This is a genomic window from Bacillus sp. FSL R9-9497 (genome assembly GCF_038005805.1).
Classification (GTDB): Bacteria; Bacillota; Bacilli; order Bacillales; family Bacillaceae_G; genus Bacillus_A; species Bacillus_A cereus.
Genome location: NZ_JBBOTY010000001.1, coordinates 171,289 through 197,678 on the forward strand (window position 1 = coordinate 171,289; position 26,390 = coordinate 197,678).

Below are 26,390 nucleotides of genomic sequence, written 5' to 3' on the forward strand. Positions count from 1 at the left end.
AGAAGGCATCTCACCAGGGTGAGATGCCTTCTTTTTTAATCTTTCTTCAATCTTCGTGCAACACCATTCCCTAAAGACTGTAATCCTTGAACGAGGATAATTAAAATAAAGACAGTTGCATACATTACTTCAGGCTCGTAGCGTAAATGTCCGAAGCGGTATGCTAAATCCCCTAGCCCGCCAGCACCTACAAGGCCAGCCATTGCTGTTGCGCCGATTAAGCCGATCGTTGCGATTGTTAATCCGAGTACAAGGGAGGGACGTGCTTCTTTCACCATAACGTGCCAAATGATTTTTATAGTAGAAACGCCCATCGCTTGGTAGGCTTCAATGACACCGCGATCGACTTCTAGTAAAGCTGTCTCCATTAAACGTGCGATATAAGGGGCTGTGAAGACGACAAGCGGTACGATAACACCTTGCACGCCAATGGACGTTCCCATTAGAAACTTTGTAAAAGGTAAGATGAAGAATAATAGAATGATAAATGGAAGAGAGCGAATGATATTAATAATTGTATTAAGAATAGGATAGATGATTTTATTTTCACGTTGCCCACCAGGTCTCGTTAAAACAAGTGTGACGCCAAGTGGCAGTGCAATAAGGATCGAGATGAGTAATGAAATAGATGTCATTTGAAATGTTTGGATTGTTGCTTCCCATATGACTTTACCCCATTCATCCAAAAAGGACTTGTTTCCCATAGTCTGTTCTACCTCCTTCTACGATGATTCCTTGCCCTTGTAAAAATGATAAAACACGGTGGATTTCATTTTGTTCCCCTTGCATATGAACGACTAGTTTCCCATATGTTTCATGTTTTAACTGCGTAATATTACCGGATAAAATATTCGGATACACTTGGAAACGTTTTGTGGCAACGGCTAAGGCAGGTTCCCCTGAAGTAGTGCCAATAAATGAAAGTGTTACAATTTCTCCAGTACTTTGTAGTTCTTTCTGTACCTCTTCTGGAATTTTCGCTGCAAATGCGCTATTTACAAATTTCTTCGTTGTTACATGTTGTGGGTTTGTGAAAATATCTTTTACAGTCCCACTTTCGACTACAGATCCATGTTCCATAACAGCAACGCGGTCACATATACGCTGGATGACATTCATTTCATGTGTAATGAGTAAAATCGTAATTCCGATTTCTTCGTTAATCTTTAATAACAAATCAAGGATAGAATCGGTTGTTTCGGGATCTAATGCGCTCGTTGCTTCATCACTTAATAACACTTCAGGTTCATGTGATAGCGCACGAGCAATTGCAACACGCTGTTTTTGACCACCAGAAAGTTCGCTTGGATACGCATCTTTTCGATTAAAAAGATCGACAATGCGTAAATACTTTTCTACTCTTTTTTCAATTTCTGCTTTTGGAATGCCAGCAAGCCGTAACGGTAATGCGATATTTTCATAAACGGTAACAGTTTTAAGTAAATTGAATCCTTGGAAGATCATTCCGATTCTTTGTCTCGCTTTTGCTAGTTCTTTTGTCGATAATGTTGTTAAGTCTTGTTGGTTTACAATGATATTTCCTGTCGTTGGTTTTTCTAATAAATTTACACATCGAATCAATGTACTTTTACCAGCGCCACTATACCCAATGATTCCAAATACCTCGCCTTTTTCTACTTTAAGGGAAGTAGACTTAAGAGCCTCAACATTCCCTTTTTTTGTTGTAAATACTTTGGATATGTTTTGTAATTCAATCATTATCGTCAGCTCCTACCAAGATGGTAAAACTGAACCATCAAATTTTTTCTCGATAAACTCTTTTACTTCCTTAGACTGATAAGCTTTCTTTAATTTATTTACAACGGCATCATCTTTATTTTCAGTACGAACAACGACCCAGTTCACATATGGTGAATCTTTTCCTTCGCGGAAGATAGAATCTTTCGCTGGACTTAATTTTGCACCTAATGCAAAGTTTGTGTTAATAGCAGCTGCTTTCACTTCACTTAGTTGTGTTGGTAATTGAGATGCCTCTAATTCGACAATCTTTAATTTTTTTGGATTTTCAATTACATCTTTTGCAGTCGCTTTTTCTGTAGCCTTCGGATCAACTTTTAAAACCCCTGCTTTTTCAAATAATTTTAAAGCTCGAAGTTCATTCGTTGGGTCATTTGGTACAGCAATTGCGTCGCCCTCTTTTAAGTCTTTTACATCTTTTATATCTTTAGAATATACGCCCATAGGGAATGTTACTGTTGAAAATACTTCAGCTAATTTCATATTGCGTTCAGCTTTAAATACATCTAAATACGATTTCGTTTGGTAGCTATTTACATCAAGGCTTTTTTCATCTAAAGATACGTTTGGCGCTACATAATCATTAAATACTTTTATATCAATTTCGAGACCATCTTTTGCTGCAACTTCTTTTACCTTTTCAAAAATTTGTTCATGTGGTCCACCTGTTACACCGACAGTAATCTTTTTCTCGTCTAATGCTTTTACCTCTTTATCTGAACTCACGCTACATGCGCCTAATAATAATACTGCTCCGCTTACAATGCTTAATAATACCTTTTTCATCTATAAATCCCCCTTCATATACGTTCCAAAATAAAAAGCACCTCCCAAAAATAAGAGAGGTGCCGAATAGACGAAATAGATTCCTCTCTTATCTTCCAAAACGAAAACTCGTTTTGCAGGAATTAGCACCTTAGCTTATACGTCATAAGCTCGGTTGCCGGGCATCATCGGGCCAGTCCCTCCGCCACTCTTGATAAGAGTATGTGTATGTAGTTTTGAATATGGTACTAATAGTAAATCTTACAAAAAGAATTGTCAATAATATTTTCAGAATATATTTTATTTTAAGGTAATCGAAACGTTCCCCTTTTTATGTCCTTTTTCTACATATATATGAGCTTCAGCAATTTCTTCTAATCGGTAAGTTCTATCAATAACAGGTTTTAGCTTTTCTGTTTCAGCTAGTTGTTTTAGCAGGTTCATATCTTCTTTACTGACCTTTGCCATCATTCCGTTCACAGATACATATTTTCCATTAGGCATTAATGCATCTGTACAAAGAGACTTTTTATATTTTCCAACTGCATCAAATATAATATCGTAGTGCTCGCCCCGCTTAGTAAAATCTTCTTCCATATAATCAATTACGTTGTCTGCCCCTAAAGTTGTTACTAAATCGAAATTCGAACTACTACAAATGGCTGTGACAGTCGCCCCGAAGTATTTAGCAAGTTGTATGGCAGCTGTCCCTACTGACCCAGAGGCGCCATATATAAGTACTCGTTGCCCTTTTTTTATCTGTCCTTTTCTAAGGAAGTGCAATGCTGAAGTTCCGCCGAAAGGAATAACGGCAGCTTCTTCATATGTCACATTGGTAGGTTTTAATGCTATTAATCCACTTTCATGCACGCATGTGTATTCCGCATAACCACCAAGGTTTAGTTCTGTTAATGCAAAAACTTGATCTCCTTTTTTAAATTGTGTTACATCTGTTCCAATGTCTTCGATTTCACCGGATAACTCTACGCCAAGTATAGGTTTTCTCGGTTTTCTGAAACCTAATATGATCCGCATAGGAATCCAAAATAAGAGTGGGCTATTAAAGCCACGTATTCTACAATCTCCAGTCGATACACTTGTTGCGTGAATTTTAACTAATACTTCATTTTTTTTAGGTTTAGGCTTTTCTACATTTTGAAGCTGGAGAACATTAGGTGGTCCGTACTTTGTACAAATAATCGCTTTCATAATGACCTCCTGAAATGAGTTGTTATTATTTACATCATATTTAAACTTTTTCTCAAACATGTTGTTATATAGGAAATAAATTTAAAGATAAATATTACGAATTATATAGATTTCATAGGAAAAGAGATGATATTATTTTTGGGAAGGAGGGGACGTTATGAAAAAACTTATTTTAATTTCAAGTTTAGTACTTGCAGTCGGTCTAGGAGTAGGGTGTAGTAATGAGAAAACAAAAAAGACTGACGAACCGAAAAAAGAAGCTGTGCAGAAAGAAAAGGAATTAACAGCGAAGGATGTTTTTAATAAAGCGAATGAAGCTTTTAAAAACGAAGAAAATGTAACGATGACATATGATGTGGGAATAAAGGCTGAAGGAACAGAGATGAATGTAATAAAGGCTAAAATGCAACTAGAGCCGAAGAAAAAAAATTCTCGTTCTGAAATGAATGTTTCTGGTACAGAGGTTGTTGTTTATGATGTGGGTGGCAAAATTGCTGGTCAGTTAAAAAATCCTAATACGGGTGAAATTATGTCTGTACCAGAGGAACAATTGAATGCTAACGGAATGAACGCGACTCAAGGAATGGTAGATAATTTAGAGATTCCATCGGAAATTTTAAATAAAGTGAAGATGGAGAAAAGTGGAGATAATTATAAGCTGAAGTTTGCATTAAAAGGGCAAGAGACAGAGAGTATGTTAGCTAGTATGGATGAAAAGCAGAAACAAATGCTACAAGGCCAAAATGCAAAGATAGAAGAAATAGATGGGGAATATATTATTACAAAAGATTTTAAATATGAATCAGCAAAGATAGATATGGTTATGAGTAGCAATGGTGAGGATAAAGCGCACATTATTACGGATGCAAAGTTTACATCGTATGATAAATTTGATCCAATACAATTGCCAGCAGCAAAGTAATCACTGTCAAGAGAGGTACCTGAAAGAACGGGTATCTCTTTTTGTTGCTAATAAGGAGAGTGTCCTTTGAAAAAAAGAAAGATAGCAGTGGTCATTGTCGCATATACGGTTTTGCTTGCAACGTCTGTACATACGTATAAAAAACAAATTGATCATCCTATTATGAGTGATGTAGGTAAATTGCTTCCGACAAAAATAAAACGTGTTGAAGGTGCTACGGAAGAGCACTCGTTAATAAAATTAGTGCGAGATGCAAAAGTTTCAGGAGAGAAAATTTCCATTGCAGGCATGCAACATAGCCAAGGAGGACAGACATATTATCCGAATGGCACGATGCTCGATATGAAAGGATATAATAAAATATTAGAATTTGATCCAGAGAAGAAGCGGATTACAGTTCAAAGTGGTGTCACCTGGAATGATATTCAGAAGAAAATAAATCCTTATGGCCTTGCGGTACAGGTCATGCAGTCTCAAAATATTTTTACTGTTGGCGGTTCATTAAGTGTAAATGTACACGGGCGTGATATTCGTCATGAGGCACTGATTGATACAGTAGATTCATTTAGATTGTTAATGGCAGATGGCACGGTACGTAATGTAAGTAGAGAAGAAAATGCAGAGTTATTTCCATATGTCATTGGGGGTTACGGTTTATTTGGAGTTATTTTAGATGTGACGCTGAAGTTAACAGATGATGAATTATATGAAATGCACACGAGAATGATAGATTATAAAGAATACGCATCTTATTTCAAAGAGAAAGTGAAAAGAGATGAGAATGTTCGTATGCACTTAGCGCGTATTTCTGTTGCTCCAAATTCATTTTTAAAAGAGATGTATGTGACAGATTATACTTTGGCACAAAATCAAAATATGAGAGAAGAGTACAGTGAATTAAAGGAAGAAAATATTATAGCTGCACCGAAATTTTTACTTGGTTTATCACGTTATAGTGATTGGGGAAAGAATACATTTTGGGATATACAAAGAGGTTATTTTGAACGTACAGATGGAAATTATGAGACGCGTAATAATGTTATGAGATCAGATAGTGCTTTTATGGAATATGAAAATCCAAATAGGACCGAAGTGTTACAAGAATACTTTGTGCCTATAGATGCTTTCACAGAGTATATAGATGATTTACGTAACGTATTAAATGAAGAAGAGTTTAATTTACTCAACATTACGATTCGTTACGTGGAAAAGAATGAAAATGCAGTTTTGTCCTATGCGAAAGATGATATGTTTGCGCTGGTTCTTTTGATTAACCAGGGACGCTCAGAGAGTGAGATAAAGAAAACAGAGGATGTCATTCGAAAGATGATTGATGTTACTTTAAAGCATAATGGTAGTTACTATTTGCCGTATTATTCTTATCCAACGAAAGAGCAGTTAAAGAGGGCATATCCTCGCATTGAAGAATTTCTCAAGAAAAAGAAGGAAGTAGATTCAGAAGAGAGATTTGTGAATTTATTTTATAGGGAGTATACGAAATGACATATAGAAGATTTGTGGCTTCGCAAAGTATCATCATGATGGCAGGAAGTATGGTATTTCCTTTTTATATATTATTGCTTCGAAACGTTGGAAATAGCTTCTCGCAATTTGGCTGGGCGTATGGCTTATTTGCTTTAACATCAGCACTTGTATATCCACTAGTGGGAAAGGTATCTGATCAAGTAGGGGATAAAAAATTATTAATCATATACGCTTGGTCCATGGCAATCTTAATGCTTTGCTTTCCAATTGCCACGGAAGTTTGGCATGTGTATATTCTTCAAATTGTAATGGGCGTTTTAGGTGCTGTGCAGCGTAATACTGAGAAGACTTCGTTAGCACGAAAGGTTGCGCAGGAAAAGGCTGGTTATGAGATTGGAAAATACCATGTGTGGACATCCATTGGCGGAGCAGTAGCGGTTATTGCCACGGGATATTTAGTAGATTTCTTTACAATTGGTACAATTTTTTATATTGCATCTATTTTATATGTAGTGAGCGGGATTGTATTAAGTAGTAAAAAAATATAACTATTCCTATTTTCACCTTAATACCCTTTATTTGTTATACTAAAAGGGAATACAAAAGAAAAGGGGACAGTGCCTTTGATGAAATTTGTAGTTTTAGCTATTCTTACTTTGTTTTTGATTCCATGGACAAGAAGTAGTAGTAAGCTTCGAGCAGTGGATAAGAAGGGAGATAAGAAGGTTGTAAAGGGTAAGAAATCATCTATTTTAGTTATTCCTGTTTTATTTTGGATAGGTATTGCAATCTATGAATACTTTTGGCTAATTGATGATCGAGTAGATTCGATTCTTACTCATTATTCTGTTGCAGTAGCAATTTTAATTGGGCTTGTTTTATTTTCACAAGATCAAATAGGGAAATTAGAAGGTACATTAAAAGGACTTCTAATGTTTATTTTACTCGCAAGTTACGGCTACTTTGGTTATTTGCACGATATAGTAATCTCGCAAAAGAAATATGATTCTGTTGTTAAGGTAGAGAAAGATATTTCAGAGCCATTTACTGAAAATGACCAGCCGTTTACAGTGCCGCCAAAGACAGCGGAGAATAAGATGAAAAAAGTATTTGGTGATATTCCAAAAGTAGCTTATTTTGAGCTAGGAGAATTAACGCCACAAATGGTAAACGGCGAAGCTTTATATGTAGCGCCGATTGAAGTTTCAGGTTTTTTTAAAGCACGTAAAGCTGAGACAATTCCAGGGTATGTAACGATGTCAGGTACGAATCCTGATGCGGAAGCGAAACTGCACCTCGGTTATAAAATGAAATATGTGCCAAGCATGTTTTTTGGTAATAATTTAGAGCGTGTGGTAAGGCAAGCAGAACCAAATTTAATCTTTAAAGGAAAACCTAAATTTGAGGTTGATGATAAAGGAAAACCATATTATACAATGACGTATGGTGAATTTATTTCAGGAAGATCTGGATTTGAGGTAGAAGGTGTTGTCGTAGTAGATGCACAAACAGGTGAAGTGAAAAGATATGATAAAGGAAAGGCACCTAAATTTGTTGATGGTGTATTAAATCATGAGACTGCATCTACGTTAAATACGTACTTTGGTAAATATATTCACGGATTTTGGAATACGAAATTTTCACAAACAGATATGAAAATTCCGACTGAGTGGGGAACGAAAGAAGGCGTGACCCCGATTTTTGGTAAAGATGGAACACTGTATTATTTTACAGACTTTACTTCTCCAAAAGAAGGAGTAGATTCAGCTCTAGGCTATTCATTAGTAGATGCACGCACAGGCAAGCTATATTATTATAATGGAAAAGAAGTAAAGGGGATTATGGATGGTTCAGCAGCTACAGAAGTAGTGGATAATTCCTTTAAGAGAGAGAAATGGCATGGGACAATGCCTGTCATTTATAACGTATACGGTAAACCAGCTTGGATTATTCCGGTTGTTGATGACGGAGGCCTAGTACGTGCGCATACAGTTGTATATGCTGCTAATGCAAAAATATTTGCGACAGGTTCTTCGCAGAAAGAAGCGCTTGAGAATTATAAAAACGTAATGAGCGGTAATGGTGATACATTTAGACCAACCTCAACAGGAAAAGAAGCGCAAAAAGAAGGTATTGTACAACGTGTATATAAAGAAAAATCTGGTGAAAATACAATCGTGTACGTACTTTTAGAGAATGAACAAAAGGTATTTATGATACCAGTGAAGAAATTTCCATATGCTATGTTTACAGAAGTAGGAGATCCAATTCAAATTACATATTTAGATACGGGAGAGACGATGGCCTCGGTATCTAAATTTACGAATAGCAATGTGAAAAAGTAAAGCGGTAGAATTTCTATCGCTTTTTTTACATTATGAAAGAGGAAAATGCACTGTACTTGACGTATGTTTATGATGTAACTATAATTGTTACGATTCAGTGTGTATAGGAAAGGGTGAATTGAAAAAGTGAATGAAGTTAATCACGAAATATATAAACCTGTAAAGGCAAACAGGTTGTGGATGATTCTTGTATTAGGGACACTTACGGCAATTGGGCCATTATCTATTGATATGTATTTGCCTTCATTACCGAAGTTAACGGATGACTTGCAAACAGGTGCATCCCTAGCGCAGCTTACATTAACAGCTTGTTTACTTGGGCTTTCAGTAGGGCAATTATTTGTTGGCTCAATTAGTGATATTTACGGAAGACGCAAACCACTTATTATTGCTCTTATTATTTATGTTGCTTCTTCTTTACTTTGTGCTGTTGCGCCATCTATTTGGACATTAGTATTATTGCGCTTCCTACAAGGAGCTTCAGGATCAGCCGGGATTGTTATATCACGTGCGATGGTAAGAGATATGTACTCAGGTTCTGAAATGACGAAGTTTTTCTCACTGCTTATGTTAGTAAACGGAGCAGCACCTATTTTGGCACCGATTATTGGGGGGCAATTGTTACAGTTTACAACGTGGCGCGGTGTTTTCATCGTTCTTGGAGCAATTAGCGTATTCATGTTAATCTCAGCTACTTTTGTATTACGTGAAACATTACCTCCTGAAGAAAGAGAAACGGGTGGTTTGTCAGGGACTTTGGCGACGTACGGAAAATTGTTAAAGGACCGTCTGTTTATGGGATATGCATTGTCACAAGGATTAGTAACAGCGGCAATGTTTGCATACATTTCGGGCTCACCATTTGTGTTGCAGAACATATACGGAGCATCACCACAGCAATTTAGTTTATTCTTTGCGATTAACGGCATCGGTATTATTATTGCTAGTCAGGTAACGGGTCGTTTAGCGGGGAAAGTGAATGAGAAGACATTATTTGTTGCGGGTATTATTATCGCAGCTGTTGGTGGTCTATCTTTACTACTGACAATCGTACTAGGAATAGGTTTAATTGGTGTTTTATGTTCGTTATTCCTTGTTGTATCAAGTGTCGGGGTTGTATCAACAACTGGGTTCTCATTAGCGATGAGAAATCAGAAACAAGCTGCAGGAACAGCATCAGCTTTATTAGGTTTATTACAGTTTATTTCAGGAGCTCTTGTTGCTCCGCTAGTAGGTATCGGTGGAAGTAATACAGCATTACCGATGGGTATTGTTATTGCGCTTTGTGAAGTAGGAGCAGTGTTATGTTATCTATTTATGGCCAGAAGAAGTGAGAAACAGTTTGAACTGCAACAAAAACAAAATCTAGAGGCTTAACAAAAAAGAACTGATTCAAAGGGAATGTTTGAATCAGTTCTTTTTTCATTTCTTTGAAATACCTCATACAGTTTTGTAAGGTGATGTAGTAAAGCATTGCAAAAATTATTTGTATAAAGTGACGATACTGTGACAAACATGTTGGTATATATATTACGGTGTCGTCTTAAGTGTAAAAAGTAGGATGTTCTCGGTATAATAACAAGTGGAGATAAAAGAAACTATAATGAGTAATAGTTGTAGATAAAAGGAGAAGAAGAGATGAAGAAGGTTTTGGGTATTGCCGTAATGGGAGGAATGCTCCTTCTAGCAGGATGTAATGGAAATAAAGATACGAAAGAACCGAAAGAAAAGGTAGAGCAATCTACAGAACAAACAGAAGAGATGAAAGAATACCGTGCAGTACATGAAAAATACGATACGAAAATGAATAAAGAAATTAATAAAGCACTGCAGTTATTTGAAGTAGCAAAAGAAAAGGGCGGTAAGGAAATAACGACTGCTACATATAAAGAAGATGTGCAAAAGGTAACAACGAGCATGTTAGAAGATATTGATCATATACGTAAAGAAATTCGTGTGCCGAAGTCGAAAGAGCAAGAACATGAAGTATATGTTGGTTTCTTGAATGAATCGGAGCAAGCAATGAAAAAATTACAGAAGTTAGCTAAAGAAGAAGATTCATCGTTGATTCGTGATATAGAAATTAATTTTGCAACAGCATCAACATACTATAAACGTTTTCAAGCAGAAATGAAAAAATAACCTTGCCTGTGCAAGGTTATTTTTTCTTCTTACTACCGCCTACTTCTTTATTTTATTTCTCTTTTGTATTCTTTTTTCGTTCCATCAGAGAAGACAACTTCTAAATCAAATTTTTGATAGTCTTTATCAAGTTTGAAAACGTTCACTACTTGATCGATTACTTCTTGGTCAGCAGTATTTTTATCAAATTTTAATTCTTGTAAGAGTGGGCTTAATTTTGTGATAGCCTCGTCTCCTGTTAATTTTACATCTGCTTTATGATCTTCAATTTTTGCTTCCATTTTCTTATCAGCTGCTACATTTTTATAGTCTGCTTCGTAGTCTTTCTTTGTATCTTGGTAGTCTGCCTTTAAATCGAATTCATTGAAGTTTAGTTTTAAATCTGCAGGAGCCTCATTTTTTGCTTCTTCAGTCGTCTTTTTATTAGAAGTTGTGTCTTCTTTTGCAGGAGCTTTACATCCTGTTAATGCAGGTACTAGCATAAGAGCTAATAAAACTGATAGTAGAATTCTCATTATAAATTCCTCCTTATGTAAATTCGTTCTATACAAGTTTTTCCCAAAAACATGTAATTATGTATGTGTTGAAAATAAATTATTATTCTGTAGTTGCAAGGGCTAATCCGCAATTTAAATCAAAAAAGATTTGTATGTATATGGTAAATTGAAGTTGTGAGGAGGGGCTAAAATGCATGAAGAATATAAAGAGATAATAAAAAAATCAATTGAATATATAGAGAATCACTTACATGAGGAGCTTACAACAGAAAGAGTGGCATCTCACAGTGCAGTATCGATGTACCATTTTCATCGCATCTTTCAAAGATATGTTGGGATGAGTGTAACAGATTATATTCGAAAGAGAAGGTTAACTCATGCTGCGCAAGTTTTAGTGTCAACGGAGAGAGCTGTTATTGATATTGCAGTGCAATACGGTTTTTCCTCACAAGAGGCATTTACGAGAGCTTTTAAAAGAATGTTTCAATTGCCACCAAAGAAATATCGAAAGTACTTTCAGTCATTTTATATAGAAAGAGAGGGTGTTTCAATGCAAAAAGGTATACCGAAAGGATGGATCTTAAGTGGAAGTCATCCTGCTGAATATGAGATGGGTTTAGATTATGAAGTTGTCCATCAGGGGAAAGTATCTGCATACATAAAAGCAAAAGAGAATGTTACGCACGGAGGATTTTCAACATTAATGCAAATGTTCCGAGCGGATAAATATGTAGGAAAGAGATTACGTTTTACAGCATTTATTAAGAGTGAAAATGTAAGAGATTGGGCAGGATTGTGGATGCGAGTAGATGGAAAAGATACAGAACCGCTCGCTATGGATAATATGCAAAATCGCCCCATTAAAAATACGAATAACTGGCAATCGTACTCGGTTGTATTAGATATAAAAGAAGAAGCACTTGGTATTGCATTTGGTGTTTTATTATCAGGAGAAGGTTGTGTGTGGCTAGATAGTATTCGATTTGATGAAGTAGATGAAAAAATTCCTTCAACAGATTTGGCAGAGAACTTTTATGAAACACTTTTAGAAGAGCCAGTGAATCTACAATTTGAAGAAGTAGAAAAATAAAAAACAAGGAGAAAAGATATGCTCAAATATGTAAAACTAATAAGTATTAGTTTAGTAATATCGTCTTGTATTATGGGAATTAATTATTTAGTTAGCTATCTTTGGTCAGGGCATATACCTTCTTTGACGTGAAGAACATATTTGATGTTTGTGTTTATATTTATGATGAGTTTTGGTTCAATGCAAAAAGAAGGAAAAGAGGATTATTGACAATAGTCTTCTTCGCCTTTCTTTCATTAACACAAATGGTTGTAACTGTTTTTGGAGATGCAGGTATGATTTTCAATATCATCTCACTATCGTTACAACTTGTAAGTTTGGGTGTAATTGTACCACATGAAATGCTTTCTAAAACATATCAAACAATCGGTGAATTATTTCCTGCAATATATGCAGGAAATGGCTATTATACAATAATATTTGGAGGAGTTAGTTTAGAAAGAAATATTATTTCATTATTAGTTATTGTATTGGTTATACAATTAGTAGCAGGTATGATTTTAGCTATAAAAGGAATGGCAAAGGGAAGAGGAAGCTCTGTAGTTAAAGTTGTATAAAAGTAAAAAGGTATCCTTCATGGGATACCTTTTACTTTTGTTACTTTGCAACTTCTGTCCACTTGTAGTTAAACTCACCACCGAAGTCAGTTGTTACAAGTCCTTTAATAAAAGAGCGTTGTAAGTAAGAACGACCTTGTTGGTATAAAGGAGCGACAGCGCCGTCTTGTAATAGAATTTTTTCAGCTTGCTTCATTGCTTCAAAGCGTGCTTTTTCATCGCCAGCTAAATCTGTTTTCACTTTATGAATTAGCTCATCGTACTCTTTGTTAGAGTATTTATCGAAGTTATAAGCACTATCTGTTGTAAATAGATCTAAGAATGTAATTGGATCAGCGAAGTCAGGGCCCCAGCCGTCAATACCAATTTCATAGTCACCACTTAATAGTAGTTTTAGCTGTTGTTTACGTGGTTGTGGTTTTAAATTCACTGTTAATCCGTCTAAGTTTTTTTCTAATTCACCTTTTAAATATTCACCAGTCTTTTTAGCTAAAGCATTGTCACTTGTTAATAGTTCGATTGTTACTTTGTCAGTACCAAGTTCTTGTTTTGCTTTTTTCCAGTTTTCTTTCGCTGTTTTCACATCATCCTTGACTAGATTTCCATTTTCTTTACGGAAGTCGTTGCCTTCTGGGCTCTTTGCGAATTTCGCAGGAACCATTCCTTCAGCTGGAACAGCGCCGTTATTTAAAATTGTTTCTACGTAAGCTTTTTTATTCATTGCGCCGTTAATAGCAAGGCGTGCATGTTGATTTTTTAATGTTTCATTTTTCTGATTTAGTCGTAAGAATTGAATGCCGACTTCAGCGCGTTCCTTGAAGTTTGGATCGCTCTTATATTTATCAACAAACTCTGCAGTTAAAGCAACGCGATCAATTTGTCCTGAATCATATAAGTTCACTTCTGTAGACTTATCTTTAACGACATTGAAGTTGATTTCTTCTAATTTTACCGTTTTAGCATCCCAATAGTTAGGGTTTTTCTTCAATTGGAAGCTTTGTTCATGTTTCCAGTTCTCTAATGTGAAAGCACCGTTGTAAATTAAATGATTTGTTTCCAAACCATATTTATCACCTTGAGATTTTAAGTACTCTTCATTAATTGGTAAGAATGTTGAGAATGTCGTTAAGCTTAAGAAGTAGGGAACAGGACGGTCTAGTTGTACTTCTAACGTTTTGTCATCGACAGCTTTGACCCCTAGTTGATCAATTGGCAATTGTTTTTGGTTTATTTGTTTCGCATTCTTTATATCGAAGAATAAGAATGCGTATTCAGCTGCTGTATCAGGATTTACGGCACGTTGCCAAGCGAAGGCAAAGTCCTTTGCTGTAACAGGAGTACCGTTTGACCATTTTGAATCACGCAGATGGAATGTATATTTTGTTTTATCGGGACTAATGTCAACCGACTCAGCGACACCAGGAACCGGTTTATTATCTTCTCCCATTGCATATAACCCTTCAAAAACATTGCGCATTACGTTCATGGATTCCCCATCCGTTGCTTTTGCAACATCCATTGTTGGAATTTCTGAAGCGAATGATAAGTTAATTGCCTGTTTATCAGGTGCTTTATCGTTTGCTTTCGCTCCGCTTGCATTATCTTTATTTCCCCCGCAAGCAGTTAGTAATAGACTTGCCCCTAAAACAGATGCAACAACAGGTATAACTTTTTTCTTCATTGTTCGTTCCTCCCTAAATGTGTTGTTCGTAACGTCATAATGCCCATGTCTGAAGTAGCTATAGAAGGAGAAAAAACCTATTATAAATATTTGTTTATAGGTAATCAGGTGTTCTATATGTATATACATGTTGATTTATAATCTATCGTTATATGTTTCAACGTAGTAGACATTATATTTTGATGGTGAAATATTTCGTTTCTTTGATTATTTAGAATATTAACACTGAAAAGAACTATATGTCAATAATAAAAATAGATTGTTAATTTCTTAGAATAATATATTGAAAAAGCAGATTCTCATGTGTGAGAGAACCTATTTTAAATATATTTTGCTAAAAAAATAATTGGTGTGGGCTAATAATAAGTGGGGATGAAGAAACCCCCACTTATTAAAGTTTCACTTTATTTTTCAATTTTTGCCCACTTGAAGTTTAATTGACCTGCAAAGTCTACTTGCACAATTCCTTTCACATAAGAACGTTCTAAATAAGATTCGCCTTTTTGGTAAAGAGGAGTGATAACAGAGTCTTTAAATAATATTTTCTCGGATGCTAGTAATGCTTCCCAGCGAGCTTTTTCATCACCAGCTAAAGTTGTTTTCACTTTTGCTATTGTTTCATCGAATTCCTTATTAGAGTAATGATCTAAGTTATAAGGGTTATTCGTTGTAAATAGCTCAAGGAATGTAATTGGATCCGCAAAGTCAGGGCTCCAGCCATCAATTCCGATTTCGTAGTCACCTTTTAATAAAAGCGAAACTTGTTGCTTACGCGGTTGCGGTTTTATATTTACTGTTAATCCATCTAGATTCTTTTCTAGTTGTCCTTTTAAGAATTCACCAGTTTTCTTATCAAGGTCAGCATCACTCGTTAATAATTCTAATGCTATCTTTTCAGAACCAAGCTCTTGTTTAGCTTTTTTCCATAACTCTTGTGCAGATTTTGTATCAACTTTTGTTAAATCGCCATTTGCAGTACGGAAGTCTTTTCCTTCAGGTCCTTTTGCAAAGTTTTTTGGAACGAGACCAAATGTTGGTGTAGATCCATCATTTAATAACGTATTTACAAAGGATTTTCTATCAATTGTTTGATCAATTGCTTGGCGTGCAGAAACGTTTTGAAGCACTTTGTTTTGTTGATTCATACGTAAAAATTGTACGCCTACGTTTGGACGTTCTTTAAAGTTAGCATCTTTTTTATATTTATCGACGAAGTCAGATGTTAGTTTTATACGATCTAATTGTTTTGACTCGAATAAATTTACTTCTGTTGATTTTTCTTTTACGACGTTAAAATTGATTTCTTCTAGTTTGACAGTATCTTTATCCCAATAGGTAGGGTTTTTCTTGAATTTAAAGCTTTGTTCGTGCTTCCAATCGCTTAGTGTAAAAGCTCCGTTGTACAAGATTGTATTATCTTCTAAAGCGTACTTATCACCTTGTGCTTTAAAGAATTCCTCGTTAATTGGTAGAAATGTTGGGAACGCTGTTAAGCTAATAAAATACGGAACAGGACGCTCCAATTCTACCTCAAACGTATGGTCATCAACTGCTTTTACACCAAGTTTGTCGGCTGGAAGTTCTTTGTTGTTAATTTTTGTTGCGTTTTTAATATCAAAGAATAGAAATGCATATTCAGAGGCTGTTGCTGGATCTACGGCTCTTTGCCAAGCGAACACAAAATCTTTAGCTGTAACAGGAGTGCCGTTTGACCATTTTGAATCTCGCAAATGGAATGTGTATTTCGTTTTATCGCCACTTACTTCATGAGATTTTGCAACACCAGGAACAGGTTTGTTACCTTCACCAAGATTATACAAACCTTCAAATACGTTTCGCATTACTTGACCAGAATCAGTATCTGTAGCACGAGCCGTATCCATTGTTCGTATTTCAGTAGGTGAAGATAAGTTTAAAACCTGTTTACTAGGTGCCTCGTCTTTTGCATTTGCTCCGCTTGCTTCGTTTTTATAACTACCGCAACCAGTTAATAAAATACTTACTCCTACAACTGATGCAATACCGGGTACAAACTTCTTTTTCATTTGATTTTCCTCCTAAATAATTAAGTTTGGATGATGATGAGGGAAATGAAAAATAAAAAATCCCTCTTTTCATATTGAGAAAGAGGGATTTTTACGTACAAGTTATGCACCCGTATATAAACGAAGTCCCTCATTCTATCTTTCAAGCATAAAGCTTGCAGGAAGTGGCACAGTATTCAAAATGAACCTGTTGCCGAGGTTTCAAAGGGCCAGTCCCTCCACCTCTCTTGATACAATGAGTAAACGAATAAATTTTATTAATTTTTGTGTTTCTTTGATAATTCAAAATCTTACACCTTGAATAATGAAGTGTCAACTAAATGAAATATAGTTTAAATTTTCAGTTTTCTTAAACGAAAAAACCACTGCATAGGGCAGTGGTTTTTCTACTAGAAGTTAAAGTTATCTGGATCTGGACCAACGCGACGATCTTCATTTAAAGCTTGAATTGCTTTCATATCATCAGCATTTAATTCAAAGTCGAAGATGTTTGCATTTTCAATAATGCGATGTTCTTTAATTGATTTGGGAATTGTTACAACTTCGTTTTGTAAATCCCAGCGTAAAATAATTTGCGCAGTTGATTTATTATATTTTGTCGCAATTTCTTGTAACGTTGGATTATCTAGTAGTTGTCCTTGCATTAATGGTGACCAAGCTTCAAGCTGGATATTATGTTCTTTACAGAATGCATGTAACTCTTCTTGTGCTAAACGTGGGTGGTATTCCACTTGGTTGACCATTGGCTTAATTTCAGCAATTTCAAATACGTCTTGTAAGTGGTGAATGTGGAAATTACTCACACCGATAGCGCGAACACGGCCATCTTTATAAAGTTTTTCTAATGCTTTCCATGATTCGGTATATTTCCCTTTCACAGGCCAATGTACTAAATATAAATCTAAATATTCTAGACCTAATTTCTCTAATGTAGTTTCAAATGCTTGAAGTGTTGTTTCATATCCTTGATCGCTATTCCATACTTTTGAGGTAATAAATAATTCTTCGCGTGAAACACCGGATTCACGAATCGCTTGTCCAACGCCTTCTTCATTTTGATAGATTGCTGCAGTATCGATGCTGCGGTAGCCATTTTTAATTGCTGCTTTTACAGAATCAATTACTTCTGAACCATCTTCTACTTTAAAAACACCTAAACCAAACCAAGGCATTTTTACACCGTTATGTAATGTTGTATAGTCTTTTAAACTTGTTAAAATCATATTATTTCCCCCTAGCTTTTTTGTTTGTTGCTTCTACTGCTTTTTGAATTGCCTCTGAAAAATTATATTCGTATAAAGTTTTGAGACCCTCAGCTGTGGAACCACCTGGCGTTGTTACTTGTTCGCGGAGGTTAGCTGGATTTTGCGTTTGTTCGAGCATAGAAGCAGAGCCAGAAATCATTTGAATGACAAGATGTTTTGCGGTTTCTTCATCGACTCCATAACTTTTTGTTGTTTCAATTAAGCTTTCAGCAAAGTAATAAAGGAAGGCTGGTGCACTTCCAGTAACTGCAGTAAGCTGATGAACTTCTTCCTCAGTACAAAGTTGCGAAGTACCAATCCCTTTTAAAAGCAGTTGCAGGGTTTCTTGATGCATCGCGTTTACTGATTGTCCCATTGTATATAAGGAGATAGATTTTCCAATTTCAGCAGCTGTATTAGGCATAATCCAAGCAACAGGCGTGCCCTTTGGGAGTCTAGCTTCTAAATAAGATGGTCCAATGCCGGCTGCGACTGTTACGACTAGTTGATTTGATAGTAACGGAGATAGCTCAGCTAATAACTCTTCATGAGCAGAAGGTGGCATTGCTAAAACAACCGTATCAACAGATGTAACATGCTGTTTCCAATCTGTTGCAGTAGACACATTATATCGATGTTGTAACTGTTTTAGCTTTTCTACGTTGCTTCGGTTAGAGACGATAATTTCTTCGATGTACTCTTTGCTTGTTTTAAGTAATCCGGAAAATATAGCTTCTGCCATACGACCGGCACCAATAAATAAAATTCGATGTTTAGTTAGCATATCCTTTATTCCTTTCTAGTAGAGATATGTTATAAAAACGATATCATCTTTAAGAGAATTTTGTAAAAAGAAAAGACTTACCGTAGATGGAATGGATAATGAGAAGGCGGAAATTCATGCTAATATTAGCTGTTATTAATCTCTTTATATGTGTAGCTGGTTTGCTAGAGTGGAAGAGCAATTATAAGGGGCAAGAACATACAAATAATTATATCTAGAAAATAATTAGAATTGAAAAACCCCTGAGGCATATATGCTTCAGGGGTTTACTAATAGAATATAAGATTATGCTTTTGTCATACCAAGTAATACAGCGCCGCCGATAATTAAAACACTACCGAGTGCAATAAAGATCAATTGGCGTTTTGTTTTCTTTTCACCTAAGAATACAATCGCACCGAATGTTGAGATAACGATTCCAGTTTGAGATAATGGGAAGCTTGTTGCTACTCCAACACGTGGTAATGAAAGAAGTAAGAATAAGTTTCCAGTTCCCCATAGTAAACCAGACAAAGCATTACGGATTGCATATTTGTTAAATGGTTTATGTTTAGACGTCAGTACAACTGCACCAACAAACATACCAACTGCTTGTGGTAAAATAGCAGACCAACCATCGATATTATACCAACGAATAATAATTACATATACAAGATAGCCGAAAGTAGAAACAATTAAAGTAAGAAGTCCTTTTTTCAATTGTCCAGGTGGCTGAGCATTTTCTTTATCATCTAATGATGTGAATACAACACCAACTACGATTAATAGGATTGCAATCGTTCCCAGAATGATCGTTGTAGTAGTAGTCCACTCACGGAAAGCGATAACCCCAAAGATAGAAGTTGCAACAAGTTGCATACCAGTAGAAATCGTTACAGTAGTTGAAACACCTAGTTTTTCAACTGTTTTTAATTGGTTTACTTGTCCTAAAGCCCAGAATAAACCTGAAATAAAACCAACAATTAAGATTGTCATTGTTAAAGCTGGTTGAGTAAATACATACATAATTGTTGCGAAGAATAGAGCACCGATTGTCATACCTACCGTTTGGCTATATGCACCACCGCCCATTTTTACGCTTACTAATAAGATGTTTCCCCATGCAATTGCAGGAAGAAGCGCTAATAAAATGTCCATTACAAGACTCCCTTCGGTTTGCTATACCAATATAGTTACATATCGTTCTAACGATCGGTAATGCCCCACTAATAGAGTAGAAGATTACCGATCGCTAAAACAGGATGAAGAATTCACGATATAAATGCGTTTTCATTTCTTCATTTTTTGAAACACCTCCATATAATAACAGGAAATTGCCTATTTTAGAAAGTGAATTCAAATAAAATGTATATTTTAATAAGAGGTAAAATTCAGTTATTTCCCGGTGGTATATTTTATTTCCTAAGAAATAAAGAAGCAGCTTCGAAAAAAGCTGCTTTAAGAGTTAGTAATTCTTTTATTAATAAGTTGAATACATAGTAGAAATAAGAGTGACATAACGATAGTAATAACTACAAGTGTCCAGGCGAGTTGCATATTACTTGCATCAATAGCCATGTAAATTGCAGTTGGGATTGTCTGTGTTTTACCAGGAATGTTCCCGGCAAACATAAGTGTAGCACCAAACTCACCGAGCGCGCGGACAAAGCTCAAAATCATCCCGCTTAGTAAGGCAGGAAATGCGAGTGGAAGTGTAACGTGCAGAAAAACTTGATATTCACTTGCGCCAAGGTCACGAGCACTTTCTTCAATTTGTACATTTGCGATAGAAAATCCCGTTTTCGCTGATTGGTACATAAGCGGAAATGCAACAACTGTAGAAGCGATGATCGCAGCAGTAGATGTGAACATAATAGACTGCTGAAATAATGATTCAACCCACTTTCCGATCGGGCTGTTGTTTCCAAAGATGATAATGAGAAAGAAGCCGATAACAGTTGGTGGAAGTACCATTGGTAATAAAAATATGGTTTCTAATAGTACTTTATATCGCCATGAGGAGCGAGCTAGTGCTCGCCCGACAATTGTCCCTAAAATTGTAACGAGAATAGTGGCGCACGCAGCTACTCTTAAAGATAGAAAGACAGGCGATAAAATAGCATCAATGCTCATAGTAATTACGACAGAACTGTAAATCCATATTTCTTAAAGATAGATTGTGCATCTTTTGACTGCAAATACTCATAAAATGAAGTCGCCTCTTTCTTATGTTTAGATTCCTTTATAACACCTAAAGGATAGTGGATTGGCTCATGAGAAGTAGCTGCTGCTGTCTCACCAATCTTTACTTTATCCGAAATGAGAGCATCTGTTTTGTATACGATACCAGCATCGACATTCCCTGTTTCTACATATGTTAACACTTGGCGAACATCTTTTGTAAATACGACTTTATTTTGAACATCATTCCAAAGGTTTTCGTGTGTTAGAGAAGCCTTTGCATATTTGCCAGCAGGTACAGATTCAGGTGTACCAAGTGCAATTTTTTTGATTTTCTCATCTTTTAAATCTTGAAATTTTGTAAGAGAACTATCTTTAGGGATGACTAGAACTAGTTCATTTCCAAGAAGATTTTTCCCTTCTTTTTCATTAATGAATCCTTTCTTTACAAGGGTTTGGAATTTATCTTCTGCTGCTGAGAAGAATAAATCAGCAGGTGCACCTTGTTCAATTTGTTGTTGAAGTGCTCCAGAAGCACCGAAGTTAAAAGAAAGTTTGATATTTGGCTCTTTTTCTTTATATTGTTTTTCGATTTCTTTTAATGCATCTTGTAAGCTTGCAGCAGCTGAGATAGTCAGTTCAACTGTTTTATCCTCTTTAGCAGTTGACTTTGTATGCTTTTCCCCACTTGTACAAGCAGCGCTAAATATAAGAAGGAAAGAAAGTATAAGTGCCCCGATGGAACGTAATGTAAATTTATTCATAAAAAAATCCCCTTTCATTTTGATACATCTAATTATAACTAAATATAACTAATTATAACTAGTTATAATTGAATATAATTTGAACATATATCTATTTTTAAAAAATAGGAGAAATATTCTTTTCTTTGTTACAATGAAAGGAGAAAGTGAGGAATCGTCTATGGATCATCATTCCTACACAACGGAAGAAGTAGCAAAGCGATTAAAAGTATCAAAATTAACTGTATACGACTTAATTAAAAAAGGAGAACTTCCTTCTTATAGAGTTGGTAGACAGATGCGCATTGATGCAGCAGATTTAGATCAATATATAAAGCAAATGAAAACAGGAAAAGTACAAGTTAATCCTGTAAAAAACGATGGTAGTAGTATCTTGAACACGTGTATTATTAGTGGTCAAGAACTAACGTTAGATATGTTAGCTAAACGTATAGAAAATCGTTTGCCAAGTTCTAATGTTTTAAGAGCGTATCAAGGTAGCTTAACGAGTTTAGTGAAAATGTATCAAGGAGAAGGAAGTATCGTTAGTTTGCATTTGTTTGATGGTGAAACGGGTACATATAATATTCCTTACGTAAAACGTATTTTAGTAGGACAGCCATGTCTTATGATTAATTTATTGTCCAGAAATGTAGGGTTTTATGTTCAAAAAGGAAATCCGAAGAAAATAAAGACATTGGCTGACATATCCGGGTCCACTATAAAGTTTGTGAATCGAGAAAAGGGTTCTGGTATTAGAGTGTTAGTGGATGAACAATTACGAATCCAAAAATTAAATAAAGCTGATATTAGTGGATATGAATGGGAAGAATCGAATCATCTTGGTGTTGCCACTCAAGTTGCAAATGGAAAAGCTGATGTAGGAGTAGGTTCAGAAAAGTTTTCGCAAATTGTAAATGTGGACTTTATTCCAATCATGAAAGAACAGTATGATTTAGTAATTTTGAAGAATAAAGAAAATGAAGAGTTGATTGAAGTTGTGAAAGACATTCTGCAATCGAAAGAATTTCATAATGAATTAAATGCGATTGGCGGATATGATATTACGAAAACAGGTCAAATTGTATATGAAACAAACTAAAAAGCTGCTTGTCTATAAGACGAGCAGCTTTTTCTATATAAAGGGGGTTGGGGAAACAAAGTGTTAAACAAGACCTTGAGCAAGTGTATAAATGAAAGCCGTAAGAAGAGTAGCTCCACTTGCAAGTCCGATAAAGTCTGATTTGTTGAAAGTAATGTTGTTCATTATAATCTCTCCTTATTTGTTTAATGTAGTTGCAACAGCTTTTGCATCGACAAGTGCGGATAGCACCATGCCCATTGTATTTAAAAGTTTATTTGATTTCATATTGTTCATCATGCGTATCCGCTCCTTTTCGAATTGTTGTTGCCCTGCTTATGTCTTAATTATAGGAAATATGTCTACTTGCAACTATCGAATTAGCTTACGAAAGACTTACACTTTTGTAAGAAAAAAAGACATTCGTGTAAGAATGTCTTTCATAGCATATTGATATGATGATGTTCTTCAATTGTTTTTAAAAAACTACGCATTGAATTCGTCATATAGCTATCTTTACGGCGTATGAAAACCGTTGAAATACTGCCGTATTTTTCAGGGATTGCATGACAATGTACCTTACCTGCTTTAGAAAGATGATGGACAGCAGACTGTGGTACGAGTGTAATTCCGAGACCGAGTGCAACACTGTTTAATATTGTCTCTAATATATTGAATTCCATAATTCTTTTTGGTAGCAAACCTTCATCTTTAAGCCAACGTTCTAGTTTGGAGCGGTATCCACATCCTTGGTTAAAAACGAGTAGAGGAGTTGTTGTAAATTCTTCTATATGAAAGGCTTTATTTTGTGTTATAAGCATTAATTTCTCTGTACTAACATCGTATTGTTCGATTAGTGGATGTTTAATAGGACCTGATATAAAGGCACCATCTAATTGGTGATCAAGTACTTCTCTAATTAATTCTTCTGTTAGACCCGCTTGTAATGATAAATCGACATTCGGATAGCTTTTATAGTAAGAAGATAAAATGGTAGGCAGTGTACTTACTGTTTCGACTGTACCGATTTTTAATATACCGGAGGGTGTTTCGCTATCTAAAAATACTTGTTTTAGTTCATCGACATCTTGCAAAATTTTACTAACATAAACGAGCATTTTTCTTCCTTCAGCTGTTAAAGTCATTCCTCGTTTATGGCGGTAAAAGAGTGGGGTTTTTAATTCGTTTTCTAGTTGTTTAATACGTGCAGTTACATTTGATTGTACATAATTTAATTCCTTTGCTGCGCTACTTACACTACCCTGATCGGCAACGCTTTTAAAGATTTGTAAGTCTCGTAATTCCATTTTGTAATCCCCCTTGATGTTAACTATCATTATAAATGATAGTTAACATCATTTTGAATCATTTTACGTGATATATTTTTTCTTTTACAATTCTCTTTGTGCAAATAGAAAGAAACGGGGGATTGCGGTGAGAAGAGGTCAAATGATAATAGGGGCTTTAGCGTGTTTAATTGCGAGTATGTCATGGGGAGCGATGTTTCCAGTTGCTGATCATGCGCTAGAATACATAGATCCATTTTATTTTTCGCTTATTCGCTATGGAGCAGTGGCGATAATGCTGATTGTATTGTTGTTAATGAAAGAAGGAAAACAGGCATTTCGTTTAGAGGGAAGAGGAAAGTTACTCGTCTTTTTTGGAACGATGGCATTTACAGTATATAATGTCCTCATATTTTTAGGGCAAATGTTGATGGGTAAGTCGGGTGTAATGGTAGCTTCCATTATGGAAGCACTTATGCCGATGATTTCTATTTGTATTTTATGGGGATATAAGCATATAAAACCGAAGAAGTATATGATAACGAGTATGGTTATTGCTTTTGTAGGAGCTGTGTTTGTTATTACAAAAGGTGACATGAGTTTCTTTGTAACATTGAAAGATAATATGTTCCCATTAGCATTTATATTTATTGGTGTTGTAGGCTGGGTTATTTATACGATGGGTGGTCAAACTTGTAGTGATTGGTCAACATTACGTTATTCTACGTTGACGTGTGTATTCGGTACGACTGTTACAGCGATTATAACGGTAATTATTACGTCGCTTGGATATATTTCAGTTCCGAGTATGGGAACGATTTCTATTGTGAAATATGATTTGTTATTTATGATGACATTGCCAGGTATTGTAGCGCTACTTGCTTGGAACTATGGTGTGAAAATTTTATCATCCATTAATGGGATTTTATTTATTAATTTTGTACCAATTACGACTTTAGCTATTATGATGATGCAAGGGTATCAAATCACAATGTTTGATATTATAGGGACTGTACTTGTTATTGCAGCGCTTATTCGCAATAACGTTTGTCAGAGAAAAGAAGAAAATATAAATAAGAGAGTTTTACAAGAAGAACAATTACGTCAAGCTGTTTAATAGGCAAATGGAGGATTTCACATGTTAGAAAGTTTATTGTTTTTCTTCGCCGTCGGAGTTGCCTGTGAGCTTGCAGCAATTAATCGAAATGGTCGTAAAAAGATAAAACAACAAGCTGAGCTGATACAGCTTTTAAAAGAATTGAAAGAAAGAAAAAATTAAAAAGACGACCGGGCATAGACGGTCGTCTTTTTCTATATAAAGGGGAAAGGGGACACAAAGTTATACAAGCGTAGCAGCGTAAATAAAAGCAGTAAGAAGAAGAGAGCCGCTAGCTAATCCTAAAAAGTCTAATTTGTTAAAAGTGATGTTATTCATAATACATTCTCCTTACTTGTTTAATGTAGAAGCAACAGCTTTTGCATCGAAAAGAGCCGATAATACCATGCCCATTGTATTTAAGAAATTGTTCGTTTTCATTTTGTTCATCATATTAATCGACTCCTTTTCGAATAATTGTTGCCCTGTTTCTGACTTAATTGTATGAAATATAGTAAGAAGTAACTATCGAATTAGCTTACAAGAAAATTACACTTTTGTAAGAATTAAAATGTAACAATTCATACTCATTTTTATTACCAACTCCTAAAACTTAGTGTTATAATTGTTGTAAGAATATGATTATACTTCGGATGTTTAGAAAGGAACGAAATAAATGTATAAACCAATTACATTTTTGTTGAAATATATATTTAAAACAGCTGGGAAAGTAGACGTGCAAGGAAGAGAAAAGCTACCAGAAGGTGGTCCGTATGTTGTTGCGTGTACACATACAAGTTTTATGGATGTATTAATGTTAGCTACAGGGATGTACCCAACTCAAATTCATTACATGGCAAAAAAAGAATTATTTGAAGGGAAATTCAAAAATTGGTTCTTTAAAAATGTAAATGCATTCCCTGTAGATCGCGCGAATCCGGGACCGAGTACACTTAAAATTCCATCACGTTTATTAAAAGAAGGAAAGGTAGTAGGGATTTTTCCGAGTGGAACGAGATCAGCGGAAGATGTTTCATTAAAAGCGGGTGCTGTGACAATTGCGATGCGTTCTAATGTACCTTTAGTGCCGGCAGCTTATGTTGGTCCATCAAGTGTAAAAGAATTAATAAAGGGGAAAAAGGCACAATTGATTTTTGGAGATCCGATTCAAATTGAGGCTGGAGAACAAATAGATCGAAAAACTGCTATGAAAATGATGACAGATCAATTAAATGAGAAATTTGAGGAGTTAAAAGAAGCTTTGCAATCAAATCAAAAATAAGAAAAGACGACCGGGCATAGACGGTCGTCTTTTCTATTACTATTTATAATAAAGGGGAAAGGGGACACAAAGTTATACAAGCGTAGCGGCGTAAATAAAAGCAGTAAGAAGAAGCGAGCCACTAGCTAGTCCTAAAAAATCTAATTTGTTAAAAGTGATGTTATTCATAATATATTCTCCTTACTTGTTTAATGTAGAAGCAACAGCTTTTGCGTCGA

At 35.4% G+C, this 26,390-nt stretch carries 28 protein-coding genes, 1 pseudogene and 2 riboswitches; of the genes and pseudogenes, 13 read left to right on the forward strand and 16 right to left on the reverse strand.

Features of this window, described 5'->3' with window-relative positions:
- Positions 1-35 precede the first annotated feature (35 nt).
- The 4 genes from MKY21_RS01000 to MKY21_RS01015 form a co-directional block, all read right to left on the reverse strand.
- Positions 36-704 (reverse strand): methionine ABC transporter permease, encoded by a 669-nt coding sequence (locus MKY21_RS01000; RefSeq protein ID WP_000527151.1) that lies wholly within the window; start codon positions 702-704, stop codon positions 36-38.
- Positions 679-1,719 (reverse strand): methionine ABC transporter ATP-binding protein, encoded by a 1,041-nt coding sequence (locus MKY21_RS01005; protein WP_000571622.1) that lies wholly within the window; start codon positions 1,717-1,719, stop codon positions 679-681. The genes MKY21_RS01000 and MKY21_RS01005 overlap by 26 nt, the downstream gene beginning before the upstream one ends.
- A gap of 12 nt (positions 1,720-1,731) precedes the next feature.
- On the reverse strand, positions 1,732-2,544 hold the full coding sequence (locus MKY21_RS01010; protein WP_000756992.1) for a MetQ/NlpA family ABC transporter substrate-binding protein: 813 nt from the start codon (positions 2,542-2,544) through the stop codon (positions 1,732-1,734).
- An 85-nt stretch (positions 2,545-2,629) separates the two neighbouring features.
- Positions 2,630-2,744, reverse strand: a riboswitch (SAM riboswitch).
- Between the two features lie 79 nt (positions 2,745-2,823).
- Positions 2,824-3,732 carry an NAD(P)-dependent alcohol dehydrogenase gene (locus MKY21_RS01015; protein ID WP_016118995.1) on the reverse strand — a complete coding sequence of 303 codons (909 nt, stop codon included), beginning with the start codon at positions 3,730-3,732 and terminating at the stop codon, positions 2,824-2,826.
- Positions 3,733-3,889: 157 nt separating this feature from the next.
- Between MKY21_RS01015 and MKY21_RS01020 the strand changes: the two genes are divergently transcribed.
- The 6 genes from MKY21_RS01020 to MKY21_RS01045 all read left to right on the forward strand — a co-directional run bounded on the left by MKY21_RS01020 (position 3,890) and on the right by MKY21_RS01045 (position 10,626).
- Positions 3,890-4,654 carry a DUF6612 family protein gene (locus MKY21_RS01020; RefSeq protein WP_000733612.1) on the forward strand — a complete coding sequence of 255 codons (765 nt, stop codon included), beginning with the start codon at positions 3,890-3,892 and terminating at the stop codon, positions 4,652-4,654.
- Between the two features lie 66 nt (positions 4,655-4,720).
- Complete coding sequence (locus MKY21_RS01025; RefSeq protein WP_000746284.1) at positions 4,721-6,157, forward strand: FAD-binding oxidoreductase; 1,437 nt, start codon at positions 4,721-4,723, stop codon at positions 6,155-6,157.
- Positions 6,154-6,687, forward strand: a complete 534-nt coding sequence (locus MKY21_RS01030) for an MFS transporter (protein ID WP_000222367.1) — start codon at positions 6,154-6,156, stop codon at positions 6,685-6,687. The genes MKY21_RS01025 and MKY21_RS01030 overlap by 4 nt, the downstream gene beginning before the upstream one ends.
- A gap of 78 nt (positions 6,688-6,765) precedes the next feature.
- The gene (locus MKY21_RS01035; protein ID WP_000674048.1) at positions 6,766-8,484 is read left to right on the forward strand and encodes a DUF3981 domain-containing protein; all 1,719 of its coding nucleotides are present in this window, start codon (positions 6,766-6,768) and stop codon (positions 8,482-8,484) included.
- Between the two features lie 117 nt (positions 8,485-8,601).
- Entirely contained in the window at positions 8,602-9,861 is a 1,260-nt protein-coding gene (locus MKY21_RS01040; RefSeq protein ID WP_223153447.1) for a multidrug effflux MFS transporter, read from the forward strand.
- A gap of 261 nt (positions 9,862-10,122) precedes the next feature.
- Complete coding sequence (locus MKY21_RS01045) at positions 10,123-10,626, forward strand: hypothetical protein (RefSeq protein ID WP_000756518.1); 504 nt, start codon at positions 10,123-10,125, stop codon at positions 10,624-10,626.
- 47 nt (positions 10,627-10,673) lie between these two features.
- On the opposite strand, the gene MKY21_RS01050 is transcribed toward MKY21_RS01045, so the two are convergent.
- Entirely contained in the window at positions 10,674-11,141 is a 468-nt protein-coding gene (locus MKY21_RS01050; RefSeq protein WP_001221553.1) for a YusW family protein, read from the reverse strand.
- A 172-nt stretch (positions 11,142-11,313) separates the two neighbouring features.
- Between MKY21_RS01050 and MKY21_RS01055 the strand changes: the two genes are divergently transcribed.
- The 3 genes and pseudogenes from MKY21_RS01055 (at position 11,314) to MKY21_RS01065 (ending at position 12,770) form a co-directional block, all read left to right on the forward strand.
- Complete coding sequence (locus tag MKY21_RS01055) at positions 11,314-12,213, forward strand: helix-turn-helix transcriptional regulator (protein WP_000544203.1); 900 nt, start codon at positions 11,314-11,316, stop codon at positions 12,211-12,213.
- A gap of 18 nt (positions 12,214-12,231) precedes the next feature.
- Positions 12,232-12,423 (forward strand): annotated as a pseudogene (locus MKY21_RS01060) (hypothetical protein).
- Positions 12,420-12,770: a hypothetical protein gene (locus MKY21_RS01065; RefSeq protein WP_000156941.1), complete on the forward strand. Its 351-nt coding sequence runs from the start codon at positions 12,420-12,422 to the stop codon at positions 12,768-12,770. The pseudogene MKY21_RS01060 and the gene MKY21_RS01065 overlap by 4 nt, the downstream one beginning before the upstream one ends.
- A gap of 40 nt (positions 12,771-12,810) precedes the next feature.
- Here the strand turns inward: MKY21_RS01065 and MKY21_RS01070 are convergent, their stop codons facing one another.
- The 7 genes from MKY21_RS01070 to modA form a co-directional block, all read right to left on the reverse strand.
- Positions 12,811-14,451 (reverse strand): peptide ABC transporter substrate-binding protein, encoded by a 1,641-nt coding sequence (locus tag MKY21_RS01070; RefSeq protein ID WP_000730942.1) that lies wholly within the window; start codon positions 14,449-14,451, stop codon positions 12,811-12,813.
- Positions 14,452-14,855: 404 nt separating this feature from the next.
- Positions 14,856-16,496: a peptide ABC transporter substrate-binding protein gene (locus MKY21_RS01075; protein WP_098783689.1), complete on the reverse strand. Its 1,641-nt coding sequence runs from the start codon at positions 16,494-16,496 to the stop codon at positions 14,856-14,858.
- A 132-nt stretch (positions 16,497-16,628) separates the two neighbouring features.
- Positions 16,629-16,733: riboswitch (SAM riboswitch) on the reverse strand.
- A 152-nt stretch (positions 16,734-16,885) separates the two neighbouring features.
- On the reverse strand, positions 16,886-17,719 hold the full coding sequence (locus MKY21_RS01080) for an aldo/keto reductase (RefSeq protein WP_016118999.1): 834 nt from the start codon (positions 17,717-17,719) through the stop codon (positions 16,886-16,888).
- Position 17,720: 1 nt separating this feature from the next.
- Complete coding sequence (gene proC, locus MKY21_RS01085) at positions 17,721-18,524, reverse strand: pyrroline-5-carboxylate reductase (protein ID WP_000956280.1); 804 nt, start codon at positions 18,522-18,524, stop codon at positions 17,721-17,723.
- Positions 18,525-18,809: 285 nt separating this feature from the next.
- Entirely contained in the window at positions 18,810-19,661 is an 852-nt protein-coding gene (locus MKY21_RS01090; RefSeq protein WP_000353544.1) for a GRP family sugar transporter, read from the reverse strand.
- 300 nt (positions 19,662-19,961) lie between these two features.
- Complete coding sequence (gene modB / locus MKY21_RS01095; RefSeq protein ID WP_016119001.1) at positions 19,962-20,636, reverse strand: molybdate ABC transporter permease subunit; 675 nt, start codon at positions 20,634-20,636, stop codon at positions 19,962-19,964.
- Positions 20,637-20,641: 5 nt separating this feature from the next.
- The gene (gene modA / locus MKY21_RS01100) at positions 20,642-21,448 is read right to left on the reverse strand and encodes a molybdate ABC transporter substrate-binding protein (protein WP_086392636.1); all 807 of its coding nucleotides are present in this window, start codon (positions 21,446-21,448) and stop codon (positions 20,642-20,644) included.
- Positions 21,449-21,608: 160 nt separating this feature from the next.
- Between modA and MKY21_RS01105 the strand changes: the two genes are divergently transcribed.
- Positions 21,609-22,529 carry a substrate-binding domain-containing protein gene (locus MKY21_RS01105; protein WP_137070165.1) on the forward strand — a complete coding sequence of 307 codons (921 nt, stop codon included), beginning with the start codon at positions 21,609-21,611 and terminating at the stop codon, positions 22,527-22,529.
- 63 nt (positions 22,530-22,592) lie between these two features.
- Here MKY21_RS01105 and MKY21_RS01110 read toward each other — a convergent pair whose 3' ends face one another.
- Positions 22,593-22,694, reverse strand: a complete 102-nt coding sequence (locus MKY21_RS01110; RefSeq protein WP_001060018.1) for a DUF3948 family protein — start codon at positions 22,692-22,694, stop codon at positions 22,593-22,595.
- A 254-nt stretch (positions 22,695-22,948) separates the two neighbouring features.
- The gene (locus MKY21_RS01115; protein WP_000423032.1) at positions 22,949-23,815 is read right to left on the reverse strand and encodes a LysR family transcriptional regulator; all 867 of its coding nucleotides are present in this window, start codon (positions 23,813-23,815) and stop codon (positions 22,949-22,951) included.
- Positions 23,816-23,942: 127 nt separating this feature from the next.
- On the opposite strand from MKY21_RS01115, the gene MKY21_RS01120 reads away from it, so the two are divergent.
- Together MKY21_RS01120 and MKY21_RS01125 are read left to right on the forward strand one after the other, a co-directional pair.
- Entirely contained in the window at positions 23,943-24,911 is a 969-nt protein-coding gene (locus MKY21_RS01120) for a DMT family transporter (protein ID WP_016119004.1), read from the forward strand.
- Between the two features lie 21 nt (positions 24,912-24,932).
- A complete protein-coding gene (locus tag MKY21_RS01125) occupies positions 24,933-25,073 on the forward strand; it encodes a YrzO family protein (protein WP_000894065.1) in 141 nt (46 codons plus the stop codon).
- 60 nt (positions 25,074-25,133) lie between these two features.
- Here the strand turns inward: MKY21_RS01125 and MKY21_RS01130 are convergent, their stop codons facing one another.
- Positions 25,134-25,229 (reverse strand): DUF3948 family protein, encoded by a 96-nt coding sequence (locus tag MKY21_RS01130; RefSeq protein WP_001060007.1) that lies wholly within the window; start codon positions 25,227-25,229, stop codon positions 25,134-25,136.
- Between the two features lie 337 nt (positions 25,230-25,566).
- Between MKY21_RS01130 and MKY21_RS01135 the strand changes: the two genes are divergently transcribed.
- On the forward strand, positions 25,567-26,172 hold the full coding sequence (locus tag MKY21_RS01135; protein ID WP_000277767.1) for a lysophospholipid acyltransferase family protein: 606 nt from the start codon (positions 25,567-25,569) through the stop codon (positions 26,170-26,172).
- A 72-nt stretch (positions 26,173-26,244) separates the two neighbouring features.
- On the opposite strand, the gene MKY21_RS01140 is transcribed toward MKY21_RS01135, so the two are convergent.
- Positions 26,245-26,340: a DUF3948 family protein gene (locus MKY21_RS01140; protein ID WP_001060007.1), complete on the reverse strand. Its 96-nt coding sequence runs from the start codon at positions 26,338-26,340 to the stop codon at positions 26,245-26,247.
- Positions 26,341-26,390: the final 50 nt, after the last annotated feature.